Annotated in this window: 14 protein-coding genes; 10 read left to right on the top strand and 4 right to left on the bottom strand. The window is 67.5% G+C overall.

Annotated elements, in window-relative coordinates; all coding sequences use genetic code 11:
- The first annotated feature begins 2 nt into the window (after nucleotides 1-2).
- The 5 genes from OG716_RS41685 to OG716_RS41665 all read left to right on the top strand — a co-directional run bounded on the left by OG716_RS41685 (nucleotide 3) and on the right by OG716_RS41665 (nucleotide 5,485).
- The gene (locus tag OG716_RS41685; RefSeq protein ID WP_405135660.1) at nucleotides 3-1,568 is read left to right on the top strand and encodes a M20/M25/M40 family metallo-hydrolase; all 1,566 of its coding nucleotides are present in this window, start codon (nucleotides 3-5) and stop codon (nucleotides 1,566-1,568) included.
- A 321-nt stretch (nucleotides 1,569-1,889) separates the two neighbouring features.
- Nucleotides 1,890-2,726, top strand: coding sequence for an alpha/beta hydrolase (locus tag OG716_RS41680; RefSeq protein WP_405135659.1), 837 nt, complete (start codon nucleotides 1,890-1,892; stop codon nucleotides 2,724-2,726).
- Between the two features lie 56 nt (nucleotides 2,727-2,782).
- Nucleotides 2,783-3,610, top strand: a complete 828-nt coding sequence (locus OG716_RS41675; RefSeq protein ID WP_405135658.1) for a class I SAM-dependent methyltransferase — start codon at nucleotides 2,783-2,785, stop codon at nucleotides 3,608-3,610.
- The gene (locus OG716_RS41670) at nucleotides 3,607-3,939 is read left to right on the top strand and encodes a glyoxalase superfamily protein (RefSeq protein ID WP_405135657.1); all 333 of its coding nucleotides are present in this window, start codon (nucleotides 3,607-3,609) and stop codon (nucleotides 3,937-3,939) included. Before OG716_RS41675 ends, OG716_RS41670 begins: the two co-directional genes overlap by 4 nt.
- Before the next feature lie 163 nt (nucleotides 3,940-4,102).
- The gene (locus OG716_RS41665) at nucleotides 4,103-5,485 is read left to right on the top strand and encodes a hypothetical protein (RefSeq protein ID WP_405135656.1); all 1,383 of its coding nucleotides are present in this window, start codon (nucleotides 4,103-4,105) and stop codon (nucleotides 5,483-5,485) included.
- 286 nt (nucleotides 5,486-5,771) lie between these two features.
- Here OG716_RS41665 and OG716_RS41660 read toward each other — a convergent pair whose 3' ends face one another.
- The 3 genes from OG716_RS41660 to OG716_RS41650 all read right to left on the bottom strand — a co-directional run bounded on the left by OG716_RS41660 (nucleotide 5,772) and on the right by OG716_RS41650 (nucleotide 12,198).
- Nucleotides 5,772-8,768, bottom strand: a complete 2,997-nt coding sequence (locus OG716_RS41660; protein WP_405135655.1) for a bifunctional [glutamine synthetase] adenylyltransferase/[glutamine synthetase]-adenylyl-L-tyrosine phosphorylase — start codon at nucleotides 8,766-8,768, stop codon at nucleotides 5,772-5,774.
- A gap of 245 nt (nucleotides 8,769-9,013) precedes the next feature.
- Entirely contained in the window at nucleotides 9,014-10,354 is a 1,341-nt protein-coding gene (locus OG716_RS41655) for a glutamine synthetase family protein (RefSeq protein WP_327141199.1), read from the bottom strand.
- A gap of 323 nt (nucleotides 10,355-10,677) precedes the next feature.
- Nucleotides 10,678-12,198 carry an alpha/beta hydrolase gene (locus tag OG716_RS41650; RefSeq protein ID WP_405135654.1) on the bottom strand — a complete coding sequence of 507 codons (1,521 nt, stop codon included), beginning with the start codon at nucleotides 12,196-12,198 and terminating at the stop codon, nucleotides 10,678-10,680.
- Between the two features lie 284 nt (nucleotides 12,199-12,482).
- On the opposite strand from OG716_RS41650, the gene panB reads away from it, so the two are divergent.
- The 4 genes from panB (at nucleotide 12,483) to OG716_RS41630 (ending at nucleotide 15,988) form a co-directional block, all read left to right on the top strand.
- Nucleotides 12,483-13,316, top strand: a complete 834-nt coding sequence (panB, locus tag OG716_RS41645) for a 3-methyl-2-oxobutanoate hydroxymethyltransferase (protein WP_405140284.1) — start codon at nucleotides 12,483-12,485, stop codon at nucleotides 13,314-13,316.
- A 165-nt stretch (nucleotides 13,317-13,481) separates the two neighbouring features.
- The gene (locus OG716_RS41640; RefSeq protein ID WP_405135653.1) at nucleotides 13,482-13,958 is read left to right on the top strand and encodes a hypothetical protein; all 477 of its coding nucleotides are present in this window, start codon (nucleotides 13,482-13,484) and stop codon (nucleotides 13,956-13,958) included.
- Nucleotides 13,958-14,914 carry a prolyl aminopeptidase gene (pip, locus tag OG716_RS41635; protein WP_405135652.1) on the top strand — a complete coding sequence of 319 codons (957 nt, stop codon included), beginning with the start codon at nucleotides 13,958-13,960 and terminating at the stop codon, nucleotides 14,912-14,914. Before OG716_RS41640 ends, pip begins: the two co-directional genes overlap by 1 nt.
- Nucleotides 14,915-15,988, top strand: a complete 1,074-nt coding sequence (locus OG716_RS41630; protein ID WP_405135651.1) for a CHAD domain-containing protein — start codon at nucleotides 14,915-14,917, stop codon at nucleotides 15,986-15,988. It begins immediately after the preceding gene.
- Nucleotides 15,989-15,998: 10 nt separating this feature from the next.
- Here the strand turns inward: OG716_RS41630 and OG716_RS41625 are convergent, their stop codons facing one another.
- A complete protein-coding gene (locus tag OG716_RS41625; protein ID WP_405135650.1) occupies nucleotides 15,999-16,307 on the bottom strand; it encodes a Uma2 family endonuclease in 309 nt (102 codons plus the stop codon).
- Between OG716_RS41625 and OG716_RS41620 the strand changes: the two genes are divergently transcribed.
- On the top strand, nucleotides 16,302-16,433 hold the full coding sequence (locus OG716_RS41620; protein WP_405135649.1) for a hypothetical protein: 132 nt from the start codon (nucleotides 16,302-16,304) through the stop codon (nucleotides 16,431-16,433). The two genes, OG716_RS41625 and OG716_RS41620, sit on opposite strands and share 6 nt — an antisense overlap.
- The last annotated feature ends 84 nt before the right edge of the window (nucleotides 16,434-16,517 follow it).

The raw sequence follows: 16,517 nt of genomic DNA, 5'->3' as shown, positions 1-16,517 counted from the left end.
CCATGACCCGCACCGTATCCGCCGCCGCACCCACCGTGGACGATGCCACCGCCGAGCGCCTGGCCGCCGCCCTGCGCTGCGCCACCGTCTCCCGCGAGGACCACACCGAGACCGACCCCGCCGAATTCGACCGTCTCACCGCTCATCTCGAACACTGCTTCCCCCTGGTGCACACCCACCTCGACTGCGAAACCTTCGGCCACAGCCGCCTCTACCGCTGGACCGGGGCCGCCGATGGACCGGTCACCACCTTCGACGGCTCGACCCGGACCGGTCCGGCAACGGATGCCGACTCCGGCGGTGCGGTCGCGAATCGCAATACCCCGGCCGGTGGCAACACGGCGACGCCCCCCGCTGATTCAGGCGCGACCGCGGACGGTGCGGCGATCTCCGAATACCGCCCAGCGACGGCTGTGGATGCTGTCGAGATGGGCGGCGCCGAGCGGGTGAGCGCAATTCTGCTGGCGCATATGGATGTGGTGCCGGTGGACGATGAGGCGGGGTGGACGCATCCGCCGTTCGCGGGGGTGGTGGATGACGAATTCATCTGGGGGCGTGGGGCTATCGATGACAAGAGCCGGGTGATGGCGATCCTCGAGGCGGTCGAGGGGGCGCTGGAGGCGGGGGTGCGGCCCAGGGGGACGGTGTATCTGGCGTTCGGGCATGACGAAGAGGTGTTCGGGGAGGGCGGGGCCGGGCGGATGGCGGCGCGGCTGCGGGATGCGGGGGTTCGGGCCGAGCTGCTGATCGATGAGGGTGGTGTGATCACCACGGGGGTGGCTGCCGGGGTGGCGCAGCCGGTGGCCACGATCATGGTGGGCGAGAAGGGTTTTGCGACGGTGCGGCTGTCGGTCAGCGCGGTGGGTGGGCATTCGTCGATGCCGGGGCGGCAGACGGCGGTCGGGCAGTTGGCGCGGGCGGTGGCGCGGCTTCAGGATCATCCGTTTCCGCTGCGATTGACGCCGGTGACGCTCGACATGCTCGCGCGTTTGCGGAGTGTCGTCTCGGAGCCGCGGCGCACGCTGCTCGGCGCGGTGGGCTGGGCCGGGCCCGCGGTGGCGCGGGTGCTGGCGGCACAGCCGACCACCGAGGCGCTGGTGCGCACCACCACCGCGCCGACGATGATCAGTGGCGGCGTCAAACCCAATGTGCTGCCGCAGCGCGCCGACGCGTACGTGAATTTCCGTATCCTGCCCGGTGATTCGGTCGCCGATGTGCTGACGCACTGCCGTCGGGTGATCCGCGACAAGGGCGTCACCGTCGAGCTGTCCGGCACCGCCTCCGAACCCTCCCCCGATCCCGCCGCCGGACCCGCCTTCGAACTCATCGCCGACCTGACGCGCGAGGTGGTACCGGGCGTCGCGGTCACCGTCGGCATCGTTCCCGGCGCCACCGACGCCCGCTACTACGACGATCTCGCCGCCACCCGCTGCAATTTCGCACCCATCATCCTCACCGCCGCCGATCTGGCGCGTATTCACGGCACCGACGAGCGCATCTCCCGCGCCAACTACGCCCGCCTGATCACCTTCAACCGCCGCCTCATCGACCGCCTCGCCCAGTCCTGACGGCTGCGGCGGTCGCCTCGAGCCCAGTCGAGGCCAGTTGCGATGGTCGCCTCGACCGTCGCGCCCGATCCTGACCGATGCGATGGTCGCCTCAACCAGGTGGCACCGGCGAGCATGAGCCGGGCGGATGAGCGGCGGACGCGTTCGCCGAGTTGCCTTAGGGGGCCGGACGGCAAGGGACCCGAATCGGCAGGAGGGGCGACGGGAGGGGTGGTGGTGCGCGAGAATAGCTCGGCCGGTACGCGACAATTCGGGCTGAGCATCGTGCGGTGCCGATGCCCGGCAGCGTGACGACACCCACCCCATCGAGAGGGAGCGACGATGACCCGAAACGAAACCGGCGAATTCCAGGGCAAGGGCGGGCGTGTGTTCTGGCAGGCCTGGCTGCCGGAGGGCGATCCGCGGGCCGTGGCCGTGATCGTGCACGGGTACGCCGAACATTCGGGGCGCTATGCGCATGTGGCGAAGCGGTTGAACGATGCCGGGATCGCGGCGTACGCACTCGACCACATCGGGCACGGCCGTTCCGACGGCGGCAATGGGAATGTCGATTCGCTCGACGGGGCCGCCGACAATGTGCAGACGCTGCTCGACCTGGCCACCGCGGCGCATCCGGGGCTGCCGCACTTCGTCATCGGGCACAGCATGGGCGGGCTCACCACCGCCTACCTGGCGACCCGCGCTCCCCTGGACGTGACCGGCGTGGTGCTCTCGGGCCCGGCGATCGTCATCCCCGCCGGCAATGTGGTACAGCGGACCCTCGCACCGTTCGTCTCCCGATTCCTGCCGAATCTCCCTGTGCTGAAACTGGATTCGACACTGGTGAGCCGTGATCCGGAAGTGGTGCGGGCCTACGACGCCGATCCGCTGGTCCATCACGGCGGCGTCCCCGCCCGCACCGGCGGTGAGATGCTGCGCGCGGGCACCTTCGTGCTGGCGCACCTCGACCGGCTGACCGCCCCGCTGCTCGTGCAGCACGGCGCCGCCGACGGTCTGGCCTCCCCGACCGGCGCCGATCTGCTCGAACGCGATGCGGCGTCCAAGGACAAGACCGTCATCCGCTACCCCGGCCTGTTCCACGAGATCTACAACGAGCCCGAACAGGACAAGGTCCTCACCGACCTGGTGAACTGGCTCGACGCGCACATTCCGGCGTAGCCACGCGGAGAAAATAGCCGACGGTCACGGGGCAACCCGTGGCACAGTCGGTTGACGTGACCGACTATCGCACAATCAACCGGGACAATTGGGACGACCGTGCGCCGTTGCACGCCGCCTCCGCGGACTACGGACTGAACCGCTTCCGCACCGATACCAGCTTCCTCAGCGATGTCGTCCGCTTCGATCTGCCGCGTCTCGGCGACATCCGCGGCCTGCGCGGCGTGCACCTGCAATGCCATATCGGCACCGACACCCTCTCGCTGGCCCGGCTCGGCGCGGATATGACCGGCCTCGACTTCTCCCCCGCCTCGCTGGCGGAGGCCCGGGCGCTGGCCGAGACCAGCAGCACCGCAATCGAATACGTCGAAGCCGAGGTCTACGATGCCGCGGAGGTGCTGGGCGCCGGGCAATTCGATCTGGTCTTCACCGGTGTCGGCGCGCTGTGCTGGCTGCCCGATATCCGGCGCTGGGCCGATACCGTCGCCGCGCTGCTGCGGCCCGGCGGACGGCTGTTCCTGCGCGAGGGCCATCCGGTGCTGTGGTCGATCGACGAGGCCCGGCCTGACCATCTGACCATCGGGTATCCGTACTTCGAAACCCCCGAGCCGATGGTTTTCGCCGAAGCCGGCACCTATGTCGAGACACCTGGCGAGATCACCAGCACTGTCACACACGAGTGGAATCATGGGCTCGGTCAGATCGTGGGAGCGCTGCTGACCGCCGGCCTGACCCTCACCGAACTGGTCGAACACGACAGCGTGCCCTGGGAGGCGCTGCCCGGCCGCATGTTTCGCGATGAGGGCGGCGAATGGCGGCTCACCCAGCATCCCGAACGCGTACCGCTGTCCTACACCTTGCAAGCCCGTAAGGAACCTCGGTGAACGAAGAACTCATCCCCATCCTGCGCGTGGCCGACGCCGCCGCCGCGGTCCGCTGGTATGAACGCCTCGACTTCGTCAAGGAGTCGGAGCACCGCTTCGAACCCCACCTGCCCGCCTTCGTCGGCATCGCCCGCAGCGCCGTCCGCATCTTCCTCTCCGAACACCTCGGCGACGCCCGTCCCGACACCCTCGTCTACCTCCGTGTCCACGATGTGGACGAGGTGGCAAGGGAATTCGGCGTTGTCCCCGAGGAAGCTCCCTGGGGCCGCGAGATCGAACTCCGCGACCCGGACAGCAACCGCCTCCGCATCGGCACACCTCCCCGGTAGTCGACGGACCCCACTCCGCATCAAGATCACCAGGAAACTGTGGCGGCATTTCGCGAGTAACCGCCGCCACCAGTTCCTGGTCGATGCGCAGCCGATCCGCAGCGCGGAGGGAACCGGCGGCCCGCTTCGTGCGTCCAATCGGGTGAGCGAGGGGAGGACTCCGGTGGACCCGAATATGCTGCGCCGCAGTGCGCAACAAGCCCAGCAGGGGGCGCAAAACGAAGGGCGGCGGATTTCGCAGGGTGGGGTCGATCCGGACTACATCCAGCACTTGGAGGATTTCGCCGGGTTCTCCCATGCGGAGATCTATGCAGGCGTGCAGGCGATGGATCCGGGAGCCATGCACGCGCATGCCGAGGTGTGGGTGGGGATCGCGGACAACCTCTCGGGAGCGGTGAACGGCCTGTACACCGCGGTGCAGGGCGCGCTGGCGGATGGAATGCGGGGGCATACGGCGGCGGCTGCCGATACGGCGGCAAGGGAATTCGTGCGGTGGGCACTGGACGTGACCGAGATCGCGCACAGCACCGGGCATCGCATCCTGGCGGCCGCCTACGGCGCCGAGGCCGTGCGCAGAAGCGTTCCCCCACCGCCGGTTCCCTCACAGTCCGACGGCGCCGACCGGCTCGCGCCCTACATCGCACTGATGACCGGCACTACCGCACCCGGTGACGCGCACCAGTTCGAGGCGGTCTGCGAAGAGCAGCACCAACTGGCGCTCGCGGCGCTCGAAGCCAACTACATCCCGACGTATCCGCCTGCGGGGTCGGGTGTCCCGGCCTTCGGATCGAATGGAACAGCGGATGGCGGGGTTGTCTCCGATGCTGTCCCTGTCGCGGGCATGAGTGCACTGCGTCAGAACTCCATACGCTCGAACTACGCCTCAGCGCCGGTCAGCCAGAAGCCCGCACTCCGAAACGACACGGTCAACTCCGGCGGCAACGGAAAACCAGACGCCGCAGCGAACCCCGCCGACTCAGTGGTCTCCCGTAACCCGAACCAGCAGTCCGGGCAGCGGGCAGACAGCCGGACCGACGGCATGAATAACACTGGAGCACAGTCGGTTCAGGCTGCCCCGCCGATTTCGTCGAGGCAGGATTCCCCGATCCGCGATACCGACCTGGCTGCCGAACCCGCGAATCTGTCCACCGAGGCCGCGAGTATCGATGACCGCCCCCTGTCCCCACTCGCGCACATCGTTCCGAACCGACCGGGAACACCAGGCTACCCAGGCGGCTCCTCCACCCCGGGCGGCCCCGGCACCAGCTACCCGGCTCCACCCAACTCCGGAATCCCCTCCACACCAACACTTTCCAGCACTCTCACCCGACCAGCAGGACCGCCCACAGCCGGAATATCCGGCATGTACCCACCCGCAAGCCGCGGCACCTCCGACGCCGACAGCACCCACCGCACCCCCGAATGGCTGATCCGAAACCGCGAACAGGAACTCCTCGGCACCCCACCCCCAACCGTCCCCGCCGTCCTGGGAGCCGACTTCCCCGCAGCCCGAACAGATCTCACCCCCACCGACACCCTCACCTGAAATCCCGATCGTCCACCATCCAGCCCGAACCACACAGCCCGTCTACGCATCGAACACTGCGTATACGAGCTGCTCGATCGGGACACAGCCTGCGCGACGTCCCACAACGCGGCCCGCAGTGCATCCTCGGTGACGCGATCGAATGGGGCAGCGCCGATGTCGACATGACCTGCCGCCCACGGAGTTCAGCCGCACACCAACCGTCCCCGCACACCAACCGTCCCGCGCGCACGAAATCTACCGCGATTCACGCGCGGCGGGATGGCGCGGTGGCGGGCGGGCCGGGCTAGCCGCCGAACACTCTCTCCACCACGGTTTTCGCGCGGCGGGTGACGCGCATGTAGTGGTCGAGGAATTCGCTGCCGTCGTCGTTGGGCCAGCCGGCCACGCGGGCTACCGCCGATAGTAGGAGGCCCGGGCCGGGGAGTTGGTCGGCGGGTTTGCCGCGGACCAGGACCAGGGCGTTGCGGGCCTTGGTGGCGGTGAGCCAGGCGTCGCGCAGCAGTGCCACGTCGGCGGCGTCGATGAGTTCGGCGGCCTCGATGACGTCCAGGGATTCGAGGGTGGAGGTGTTGTGCAGGGCGGGGACCTCGTGGGCGTGCTGCAGCTGCAGCAGCTGCACGGTCCATTCGATATCGGCCAAGCCGCCGCGGCCGAGTTTGGTGTGGGTGGCCGGATTCGCCCCGCGCGGTAGCCGCTCGGCGTCGACACGCGCCTTGATGCGGCGGATTTCGCGCACGCCCTCGGGCGACATGCCCCCGGCCGGATAGCGCACCGGGTCGATCGTGTGCAGGAAGCGCACACCCAGCTCCGGATCACCGGCCACCTGGCGGGCCCGCAGCAGTGCCTGGACCTCCCACGACTGCGCCCACTGCTGGTAGTAGGCGGAGTAGGCCGCCAGTGTGCGCACGAGCGCGCCATTGCGGCCCTCCGGCCGCAGTCCGGCGTCGACCTGCAGCGGCGGATCGGTGCTGGGCGCGCCCAGCAGTCGCTGCACCTGCTCGGCGACGCCGATGGCCCATTTGACGGCGACGGTCTCGTCCACGCCGGGCCGCGGATCGCAGACGAACAGCACATCGGCGTCGGAGCCGTAGCCCAGTTCCTTACCGCCGAGCCGGCCCATACCGATGACCGCGAAGTCGGCGGGTTGCGGTCCACTGGCCCGAATCACCGCCTGCAGTGCGGCTTCCAGCGTCGCGATCCACACCGAGGACAGCGCCTTGCACACCTGCTGCACATCGAGCATGCCGAGCACATCGGCGGAGGCGACACGCGCCAGTTCATGTCTGCGCAGTGAGCGCGCGGTCGCCACCGCACGCCGGGGTTCATCGTAACGACCTGCGCCCGAGAGGATTCCGCGCGCGACATCACCGACATCAGGGGCCAGCAGCAGCGGCCCGTTCGGTCCGTCGGCGTACATGCGAATGGTCTCGGGAGCGTTGATGAGCAGGTCCGGCAGGTACGCCGAGGAGCCGAGCACGATCATCAAACGCTGTGCGATGGCCCCTTCGTCGCGAAGCTCACGCAGGAACCAGATCTCATTGTCGAGGCCCTCGGACACCCGCCGGTACGCGAGCAGTCCGGCATCGGGATTCGGTGTCTCCCCGAGCCATTCGAGCAGGGTCGGCAGCAGCAGCGCCTGAATCCGCCCCTTGCGCCCGACCTCACCGGTGAGCGCCTTCAGATGCCCGAGCGCGTTCTCCGGCGCGGCATAACCCAGTGCCGCCAACTGCCGTACGGCCGCCGCCGGACTCAACCGCAGTGAATCGGCGTCCAGGCGCGCCACCGATTCCAGCAGCGGGCGGTAGAAGAGTTTGGCGTGCAATCGCCGCACCCGCACCGCATTGCGCCGGATCTCACTGCTGAGCACGCCGACCGCGTCCTGCCTGCCGTCGGGCCGCATATGCGCGGCCCGCGCCAGCCAGCGCATGCCCTCCTCGTCATCGGGGGCGGGCAGGGTGTGGGTGCGCTTGAGCCGCTGCAACTGCAGGCGATGTTCGAGCAGGCGCAGGAATTCGTAGGAGGCGGTCAGATTCGCGGAATCGTCACGGCCGATATAGCCGCGCGCCGCCAGCGCCGCCAGCGATTCGACGGTGCCCTGGGTATGCAGGGTCTCGTCCGCCTTGCCGTGCACCAATTGCAGCAGCTGCACCGCGAATTCGACGTCCCGCAGGCTGCCGTGCCCGAGTTTGAGTTCCCGCTCCCGCATATCGGCGGGCACCAGATCCTCGACGCGGCGGCGCATGGCCTGCACATCGGTGACGAAGTCGGTGCGCTCGGACGCCGCCCACACCATCGGCATGAGCGCAGCCTGATACTGCCGCCCCAACTCCAGATCGCCTGTGGCGGGCCGCATTTTGAGCAGCGCCTGGAATTCCCAGGTGCGCGCCCAGCGCTTGTAGTAGGCGATATGCGATTCGAGGGTGCGCACCAGCGCACCCGCCTTGCCCTCGGGCCGCAGTCCGGCATCGACCTCGAAGAAGGCGGCCCCACCCACGCTCATCGTTTCGGCGGCCAGGCGGGTGGCGGTGGTATCGGCGGGCTCGGCGACGAAGATGACATCCACGTCGGAGACGTAATTCAGTTCCCGCGCACCACATTTGCCCATGGCGATGACGGCCAGCCGCACCGGCACCTCCCGATCGACGCACACCCTCGCCACGGCCACCGCGAGTGCGGCGGTCAGCGCGGCATCGGCGAGATCGGTGAGATGCCAGCCCACCCGCTGGTACGGCAGTACCGGTTCGTTCTCCACGGTGGCGGCCAAGTCGATGGCGGCCAGCAGCATGAGCTGATCGCGATACCGCTTGCGCAGCAGGGCAACTGCCTCCGGGCCCGCGATACCGGCGCGGAACAGCATGGGTCCGGCGTCTGCGCCCGTCTCCGGTTGCGCGTGCACCGCCTCGAGGAGTTCGGTCAGCACTTCCTCGCGCGAGGGCAGTTCGGGCCGCCGCAGCAATCGCCAGGCGACCGGATCGGCCACCAGATGATCGGCGAACGCACTCGACGACCCGATCAGCGCGAACAGCCGCCCGCGCAGTGCGGTCTCCGCGCGCAATGCGGAATCCAGCTCACCCCAATCGCTTCCGAGCTGTTCCCGCAAACGCATGAGCGTCAGCAGCGCCAGATCGGCATCGGGCGAGCGCGACAGCGCCCACAGCAGCGGAACACTCTCGACGTTGTCCCACGCCAACTCTCGAAGCGAGTCGGCGGCCGACGGCTCGAGCAAACCGAGCCGTCCAACACCTGGGACAGCGGAACGGGCAGTCGGTGGCCGGACCATGTCATCAAATTACATGTCACGTTCCACCGGCGTACCGGCGAACCCGCCGATACCGGACATTGTTGCCAGCCCGCCACCCAGCTGCCCCCGAAGCGAGCCAATCAACTACCCGCGCCGCGCAGCGTCACCCACCCCAAGTTCGCGGCCCGCCCGGGTCTGGACTGACGGAGCGGGGGAGCGAAGCGGAGGAGGGAAGACCCGGGTAACAGGGCCGCGAACCCGCCGCAGCGAAGCGGAGGCAGATATTACAGCCCGAGGTATTCCTTCAGCTCGTAAGGCGTCACCTGGTTGCGGTAGCCCGCCCACTCGCGGCGCTTGTTGCGCAGGAAGAAGTCGAAGACGTGCTCGCCGAGGGTTTCGGCGACCAGTTCGGACTTCTCCATGTTCTTGAGCGCCTCGTCGAGGCTGGCGGGCAGCTCGCGGAAACCCATGGCGCGACGCTCGGCGGCGGTCAGCGACCACACGTCGTCCTCTGCCTCCGGGGGCAGCGTGTAGCCCTTCTCGATACCGCGCAGACCGGCGGCCAGGATCACCGCGAAGGCCAGGTACGGGTTGCAGGCGCTATCGGGGCTGCGGACCTCGACACGGCGCGAGGACGACTTGTTCGGCGTGTACATCGGAACGCGAACGAGCGCCGAGCGATTCGACCGTCCCCACGACGCGGCGGTCGGGGCCTCGCCACCGTGGATGAGCCGCTTGTAGGAGTTCACCCACTGGTTGGTCACCGCGCTGATCTCGTGCGCATGCTCGAGAATGCCCGCGATGAACGCGCGTGCGGTCTCCGACAGGTTGATCGGGTCGTCGGGATCGTGGAAGGCGTTCTGCTCGCCCTCGAACAGGCTCATATGCGTGTGCATGGCCGAACCCGGGTGCTCGGCGAAAGGCTTGGGCATGAAGGTGGCCCGCACGCCCTCGTCGATCGCCACCTCCTTGATCAGGTAGCGGAAGGTCATGACGTTGTCGGCCATGGACAGTGCGTCCGCGTACCGCAGGTCGATCTCCTGCTGGCCGGGCGCGCCCTCGTGATGGCTGAACTCGACGGAGATGCCCATCGACTCCAGCGCGTCGATGGCGTGCCTGCGGAAGTTCGGCGCCTCGTCGTGCACGGTCTGGTCGAAGAAGCCGCCCTGATCGACCGGCGTCGGCATGCTGCCGTCCATCGGGCCGTTCTTGAGCAGGAAGAATTCGATCTCCGGGTGCACATAGCAGCTGAAGCCCAGGTCAGCGGCCTTGTTCAGCTGCCGGCGCAGCACGTGCCGCGGGTCCGCCCAGGACGGCGAACCGTCCGGCATGGCGATATCGCAGAACATGCGCGCGGAATGCTGATGGCCCTTGGAGGTGGACCACGGCAGGATCTGGAAGGTCGACGGATCCGGTCGTGCCACCATGTCCGCCTCGGATACCCGGGCAAACCCCTCGATGGCCGAACCGTCGAAGCCGATGCCCTCCTCGAAGGCGCCCTCGAGCTCGGCGGGCGCGATGGCCACCGACTTGAGATAGCCCAGGACATCGGTGAACCAGAGGCGCACGAAACGAATATCGCGCTCTTCGAGCGTGCGGAGGACGAATTCCTTCTGACGGTCCATGACCGCGAGCGTAAGCACCCGGAGTTAAATCCGTGTTACATGAATGACTCCAACTCTCGGAGACTCCCAGGGACCGCGCCCCCGGACCCCCTGAAGACACGCGGAGACTCCGGCCCCGAACCCCCGGAACGCCACTCACGAACCCTGGAAATAGCCCGAAAACGCCATCGCAAACCCCGGAAACAGCCCGGAGACTCCACTCGCGCAAGCCCGGAAACGCGGCTCGCGAACTTCCGAAAACAGCCCCTGAGCCCTCGGCGAGCCGTTGATTGCGGCTGCCGAGTGCATTCGGGGGACCTCGTTTCGAGTCTTCGAAAAGCCGTTCAGCAGGTGAGACCCTGGGCGGGCACCGTCAGGTTCACGAGGTAGGCGATGACCGGGTCGTCGACGCACTGCACCCCGGACAGCGACACCGTGTGGCGGGTGCCCTTGTAGGTGATGAGCGCCGCGCCCAACTCATTGGCCAGATTCACACCGGCCTGATACGGCGTGGCCGGATCCTCGGTGGTGGAGATCACCACGGTCTTGGGCAGATTGGGGATCGAAAGCCGGTGCGGAGTACTCGTACTGGGCACCGGCCAGATGGCGCACATCTCCAGCGGAGCCGCATTGCTGCCGTGCCCGTCGTCCAGGAACGGGGCGACGCGGCGGTAGTCGGCATCCTGCTGCGCGGCGACGGCCCGGTCGGTGATCGGCGGATCATCCACGCAGCGAATCGCATTGAAGGCATCGGAGCTGTTGTCGTAGCTGCCGTCGTCGTGCCTGCCGTCGTACATATCGGCCAGGGCCAGCAGGGTGTCGCCGTGTCCGGCGGCCAATTCGCGCAGGCCCTTGGTCAGCGCGCCCCAGAGCCGATTGGAGTACAGCGTCTGCTGCACACCGGTGATGGCATCGCCGTAGTGCAGGCCGCGCGGGTCGTCGGTGGGAACGGGCTTGTCCCACAACGGGCTCACCAGCGCCCGGAAACGGGCGGTGGACTGCGCCGGGTCAGTGCCGAGCGGGCAGTCCGGCTTGGACGCGCAGTCGGCGGCATAGGAGTCGAAGGCCTTCTGGAAGCTGGCGGCCTGGGCCACCGATTCCTTCACCGGATCCTGTTCCGGGTCCAGCGCGCCGTCGAGCACCAGGGCGCGGACGTGGTCCGGGAACTTCTCGGCATAGGCGTAACCGAGGCGGGTGCCGTAGGAGTAGCCCAGGTAGGTGAGCTTGGCATCACCGAGCGCCGCCCGGATGACGTCCATGTCCTGCACGACTTCCCGCGTACCGACGTGCGCGAGGAAATCCTTACCCGTGCGCTGCACGCACTTATCGGCGAACTGCTTGTTCTCCGCTTCCGAGGCAGCGATGCCAGCGGGCGAATTGTCCTTGTTGGGTTCGGCGCGCTCGGCATCGTTCTCCGCGGCGGTCATACATTTGATCGACGGCTGCGAGGCGCCGATCCCCCGCGGATCGAAACCGATGCGGTCGAAGCTGTCGGCCAGCGCGGTGGTGTCGGCAATGTTCACGATCGACATGCCGGGCACGCCCGGGCCGCCCGGATTGAACATCAGCGAACCGATCTTCTTACCGGTGGCCTTGATTCGCGATACCGCGATCTTGGCGGTCGCGCCGTCCGGATTGGCGTAGTCGACCGGAACCGTGACGCGGGTGCACTCCGCGTTCTTCGGCATGTCCTCATCCCCGAACTCCGCACAGCTCCCCCACCGCACCGCCTGGTTGTAGTACTGCCCCATGCCCGCCGGGGCCGTCGCCACCGGCTTCCCGTCAACCACCGTGGAACACGCGGTCGCGGTCACTGCCAAGGCCGTCGCCAAGAGCACAACCCGCCCGGTTCGCATCAACGCCATGCTGCGTATTCTGCCTGCGCTTCGCTGCGGCGGGTTCGCGGCCCTGTTACCCCGTTCTTCCCTCCCTCCGCTCCTCCGCTTCGCTCAGTCCAGAACGGGGCGGGCCGCGAACTTGGAGTGGATGTTGTTCGGGGTGTCTGGGGCTGGGATGTGAGGAATTGCATTCGGGGTAGAGCCGTGCGCGGTGGCAGACTTGGAGCCGTCAGCAAAGCCCGGGGACCCGCAAGGGCCTCGAGGAAACGACGAAAGGGACGATGATGTCCGTATCAGACGCGACGGAAACCATGGCTTACGGCTCAGCACCGGCACCGCATACCCCCGCCAAGCGGAAGACGCGAGTGCATCACCTGCAGGAGCTCAAGGCCTCCGGTGAGCGCTGGTCCATGCTCACCGCCTACGACTACTCCACCGCCCGGCTGTTCGAAGAGGCCGGAATTCCGGTGCTGCTGGTCGGCGATTCGGCCGCCAATGTGGTGTACGGCTACGACACCACGGTCGCCATCTCCATCGATGAATTGATTCCGCTGGTGCGCGGCGTGGTGCGCGGTGCGCCGCACGCCCTGGTGGTCGCGGATCTGCCGTTCGGCAGTTACGAGTCCTCGCCCGAGCAAGCGCTGGCCACGGCCGTGCGCTTCATGAAGGAGGGCGGTGCGCACGCGGTGAAGCTGGAGGGCGGCGAGCGCATGGCCGACACCATCGCCAAGATCACCGCGGCCGGCATTCCGGTGATGGCGCATATCGGCTTCACTCCGCAGAGTGTCAATACGCTCGGCGGTTTCCGGGTGCAGGGGCGCGGTGACGGCGCCGAGCAGCTTGTCGCCGATGCCATTTCGGTGCAGGAGGCCGGCGCGTTCTCCGTCGTCATGGAGATGGTGCCCGCGGATCTGGCCGGACAGGTCACCCGCAAGCTGACCATTCCGACCGTCGGCATCGGCGCCGGCGCGGAATGCGACGCACAGGTGCTGGTGTGGCAGGACATGGTCGGGTACACCAGCGGCAAGACGGCCAGGTTCGTCAAGCAGTTCGGCAATGTGGGTGGCGAATTGCGCAATGCCGCAGCCACTTACGCGGACGAGGTGCGTCGCGGGGTGTTCCCCGGACCGGAGCACAGCTACTGATCCGCGCCATGAGGTTCGCCCCCGTGAACCACGACGGGGGCGGGCTACGATCCGGTTGATAGCAGATCGCTATCGGCCCGGATTTCCCTACGGTCTTCACAGACCACCATCACATTTTGGTGGCAGACTCGGAAACAACGAGCTCTAACGACCAAAGGGAACTTCATGTCGCATCGCCGTTGGACCAGCACTCGCCTAGTTCGGCGCGCGCCGCTTTTCGTGATCACGGCGGCGGTCCTCGCATTGACCGCCGCCTGTGGTGGCAGCACGACCAGCGGATCGTCGCAGCCGCAGGGTTCTTCCGCACCGCTCACCACCAAATCGGGCGCGCCCACCACCAGCTCATCCACCACCCAGGCACAGGGCGAGCAGGTCACCGTCTCCGATGACGCGGCAAAGCAGCTGTGCGACATGCTCCGTCCGCAGCTGTCGGACTGGCGGGTGCAGGGGCCGACGCTGGGCAAGATCTCGCTCAATGCCTCCGTGCACGAGTGGGCGCTGCGCAATGGCGGCATCAATCTCAAGGTGCTCGGTGACAAGGAAGTGCTCGACCGGGTCACCACCAAGAGCTGCTCCGATGTTCGCGATCAGGCGATCTCGGCGCTGGAGATCCCGAATCTGGCTGCGGGGCTGGTGGGCTGATGCGCAGTCTGTACCCGCCGATCGAGCCGTACGAGCAGGGCATGCTCGATGTCGGCGACGGTCAGCAGCTGTACTGGGAGGTCAGCGGGAACCCGGACGGGAAGCCGGTGGTGTTCCTGCACGGCGGGCCCGGCGGTGGCACCGCGCCGTTCCATCGGCAGTTCTTCGATCCGGCCGCGTATCGCATCGTGCTGTTCGATCAGCGCGGATGCGGGCAGTCCACGCCGCATATCGCGGACGGGGCAAGCCTGGAGTCCAACACCACCTGGAATCTGGTGGCCGATATCGAGGCGCTGCGCACGCATCTCGGGGTCGAGCGCTGGCAGGTGTTCGGCGGGTCCTGGGGTTCGACGCTGGCGCTGGCGTATGCGCAGACGCACCCGGATCGGGTGACCGAACTGGTGCTGCGCGGGATATTCCTGTTGCGCCGCAAGGAAATCGATTGGTACTACAATGGCGCTGCGGGGTACGTCTACCCCGATGAGTGGGAGAAGTTCCTGGCGCCGGTGCCCGAGTCCGATCGCGGCGACGATCTGGTCGGGGTCTATCACCGGCTGCTGCACTCCCCTGACGAGAAGATCGCCACCGACGCCGCCGTCGCCTGGTCCACCTGGGAGGGCGCCACGAGTTCCCTACTGCCGCAACCGGATCGCGTCGCCGAAACCGCCGATCCGCGGTTCGCGCTGGCCTTCGCACGCATCGAGAACCATTACTTCCACCACCGCGGTTTTCTCGACGAGGGTCAACTCCTGCGCGATATCGAGCGCATCGCACACATTCCCGGTGTGATCGTGCAGGGCCGTCACGACGTCGTATGCCCGGCGGTCAGCGCCTGGGATCTGCATCGGGCCTGGGCGAATTCGGAATTGCACCTGGTACCCGATGCCGGTCACGCCGCCGCCGAACCCGGCATCACGCACCATCTGGTCGAGGCCACCGATAAATATAGGACGTAAATGAACACCACAGCCGGTCCCGCCCTGGTCGACGCCCTCGCCGCCGACGTGGACCGGCTGCGGGTGGCCGAACCCGAAGTCCGCCAGGACCTTCCGGACTCGGTCCACCAGATGCGCGTGGCCACCCGGCGCCTGCGCAGCCTGCTGCGCTCCTATCGCCCCGCCTTCGCCCGCGGCCCCGTCACCGAGCTCAGCGACGAATTGCGCTGGCTGGCAGGACTGCTCGGCGTTGCCCGCGACGCCGAGGTGCGCGCCGACCAGTTCGAGGCGCTGCTCGGCGCGAACGGCGCGCTCTTCGATGACGGGTCCGCTGCGGACGGCGGATTCGCTGCCGATGGCAAGAAGTCCGCAGACAAGAAGACCGCAGCGCCGACCGCGAGCAAGAAGACCGCCGCGGCAGCCGCGAGCAAGAAGTCCGCAGCGGCAGCCGCCGGGAAGAAACCGGCAGCGGCGGGCAAGCGGCCGAGTTCCGCGAACGGCAGCGGGAAAGCCGCGCGGGCAACTGTGAAGTCAACTGCCATAGTCGATTTCGGGACACAGCTGGTGGCCGAGGAGCGCGAGAAGTACGCCGCGGCACACAAGATCGCGGTGCAGGCGTTCGACACTCCCCGCTACCGGACACTGCTGGACAATCTGTCGGCGCTGCTCGCCGATCCCCCGCTGCGCGGTAAGGCCGGCAAGCCCGCCGCCGACCTCTTCACCGACGTACTGCACCACGATTTCGCCGCACTACGCGACCTGGTCCGTACCGAACCGAACATCACGGGCAACGAACATATCGAGCATCTGCACGATATCCGCAAGGCCGCCAAGCGATTACGCTATTCCGCCGAAGCCGCGACCGCCGTCCTCGGCGATCCCGCCGCCGACCTCGCCCGCAACGCGAAAAAACTCCAAACCGTCCTCGGCGATCACCGAGACGCCGTCGAAGGCCTGGAAACCCTGCACACCCACGCCTCCGCCGAACAGGAACCCGGCTACCAACGCCTGCGCGCCGCCGAAGAAGCCGCCGCCGCCCAAGCCCTCGACCAATACCCCGCCACCACAGCCTTCCTCGACCACCACGCGCTCTAGAGCACGGGCGTCAGAGGCTGTCGATATCGCGGAGGTCGATGTCGATATCGAACGGCACGGTCAATCGCAGCTGATCGTGATGAATGCCCGAGAGTGCGTAGCAGTTGGTCGCGGGATCGAGCTCGTACACGTACACGACCGGGCGACCGTCCGCGTTTTCCACTCGCCAGAAGTGCGGAATGCCCGCCTTCCCGTAGAGCTGCGGTTTGCGCTCCCGATCGCGACTGCGTGATTCGGGGGACACGACCTCAACCACCAGCACGACGTCTTCCGCCCGATAGGAAGTCAGGTCGAGATCACCATCCCGATCGGCGTGCACGACGAGCACATCAGGTTCTGGTCGCTGATTCCGTTCCACGTCACCGTCATCCCGCGGCGTGTGCGCATCGACTTCGGCGTGGACCCGCGCAGACCACTCTCCAACAGGCTGACTGCCAAGACGTGAAACTTCGCCTGCGGGCTCACGAAGGCGAGACTCCCGTCGATCAGTTCGGTGTGCGGAGGCAGGCCGGGCAGGCGATCTAGATCC

Source organism: Nocardia sp. NBC_01388, from assembly GCF_045040085.1.
GTDB lineage: Bacteria > Actinomycetota > Actinomycetes > Mycobacteriales > Mycobacteriaceae > Nocardia.
Note: the sequence above shows the minus strand (reverse complement) of the source record. Positions and strands in the feature narration are given on the sequence as shown.

Bases quoted from the DNA above. Each gene is read 5' to 3' on its own strand.
- OG716_RS41685 (WP_405135660.1), top strand. From the start codon at position 3: ATGACCCGCACCGTATCCGCCGCCGCACCCACCGTGGACGATGCCACC.
- OG716_RS41640 (WP_405135653.1), top strand. From the start codon at position 13,482: ATGTCGCATCGCCGTTGGACCAGCACTCGCCTAGTTCGGCGCGCGCCG.
- pip (WP_405135652.1), top strand. From the start codon at position 13,958: ATGCGCAGTCTGTACCCGCCGATCGAGCCGTACGAGCAGGGCATGCTC.
- OG716_RS41650 (WP_405135654.1), bottom strand. From the start codon at position 12,198: ATGGCGTTGATGCGAACCGGGCGGGTTGTGCTCTTGGCGACGGCCTTG.
- OG716_RS41660 (WP_405135655.1), bottom strand. From the start codon at position 8,768: ATGGTCCGGCCACCGACTGCCCGTTCCGCTGTCCCAGGTGTTGGACGG.
- panB (WP_405140284.1), top strand. From the start codon at position 12,483: ATGGCTTACGGCTCAGCACCGGCACCGCATACCCCCGCCAAGCGGAAG.
- OG716_RS41630 (WP_405135651.1), top strand. From the start codon at position 14,915: ATGAACACCACAGCCGGTCCCGCCCTGGTCGACGCCCTCGCCGCCGAC.
- OG716_RS41655 (WP_327141199.1), bottom strand. From the start codon at position 10,354: ATGGACCGTCAGAAGGAATTCGTCCTCCGCACGCTCGAAGAGCGCGAT.
- OG716_RS41680 (WP_405135659.1), top strand. From the start codon at position 1,890: ATGACCCGAAACGAAACCGGCGAATTCCAGGGCAAGGGCGGGCGTGTG.